This window comes from Vibrio sp. S12_S33 (assembly GCF_963889785.1).
GTDB classification, from domain to species: Bacteria; Pseudomonadota; Gammaproteobacteria; order Enterobacterales; family Vibrionaceae; genus Vibrio; species Vibrio aestuarianus.
The window spans coordinates 1-619 of the sequence record NZ_CAWPQZ010000216.1 but is presented as its reverse complement, the minus strand read 5'-3'; the positions used below and the strand labels follow the sequence as shown (position 1 = coordinate 619).

Below are 619 nucleotides of genomic sequence, written 5' to 3'. Positions count from 1 at the left end.
GATGAGCAATCATCTTGCAGGGCTATCGCCAAGCGGTAAGGCAGCGGCTTTTGATGCCGCCATTCCCTGGTTCGAATCCAGGTAGCCCTGCCATTATTTAAATGGTTAGCTTCAATACGCTGAACATGACAACGATTGATTGGATCTCCAATTTTCAGTTAATCTACAGAATAAGTTGCGGAAGTGGCGAAATTGGTAGACGCACCAGATTTAGGTTCTGGCGCCGCAAGGTGTGAGAGTTCAAGTCTCTCCTTCCGCACCATTGTTTTAATGGCTACGTAGCTCAGTTGGTTAGAGCACATCACTCATAATGATGGGGTCACAGGTTCGAATCCCGTCGTAGCCACCATATACAACGATTAATTGGTTCTCCAATTACCAGTTAATCTACAGAATAAGTTGCGGAAGTGGCGAAATTGGTAGACGCACCAGATTTAGGTTCTGGCGCCGCAAGGTGTGAGAGTTCAAGTCTCTCCTTCCGCACCATTATTTAGATGAGCAATCATCTTGCAGGGCTATCGCCAAGCGGTAAGGCAGCGGCTTTTGATGCCGCCATTCCCTGGTTCGAATCCAGGTAGCCCTGCCATTATTTAAATGGTTAGCTTCAATACGCTGAACA

The 619-nt window shown here is 47.2% G+C and carries 5 tRNA genes; all 5 read left to right on the top strand.

Annotated features, from left to right (window positions below):
* The first annotated feature begins 18 nt into the window (after positions 1-18).
* The 5 genes from AACW06_RS19920 (at position 19) to AACW06_RS19900 (ending at position 586) form a co-directional block, all read left to right on the top strand.
* Positions 19-93 (top strand) — tRNA-Gln (locus AACW06_RS19920).
* An 84-nt stretch (positions 94-177) separates the two neighbouring features.
* Positions 178-262 (top strand) — tRNA-Leu (locus AACW06_RS19915).
* A gap of 10 nt (positions 263-272) precedes the next feature.
* Positions 273-349, top strand: a tRNA-Met gene (locus AACW06_RS19910).
* A gap of 52 nt (positions 350-401) precedes the next feature.
* Positions 402-486 (top strand) — tRNA-Leu (locus tag AACW06_RS19905).
* 25 nt (positions 487-511) lie between these two features.
* Positions 512-586: transfer RNA gene (locus AACW06_RS19900), tRNA-Gln, on the top strand.
* Positions 587-619 lie beyond the last annotated feature (33 nt).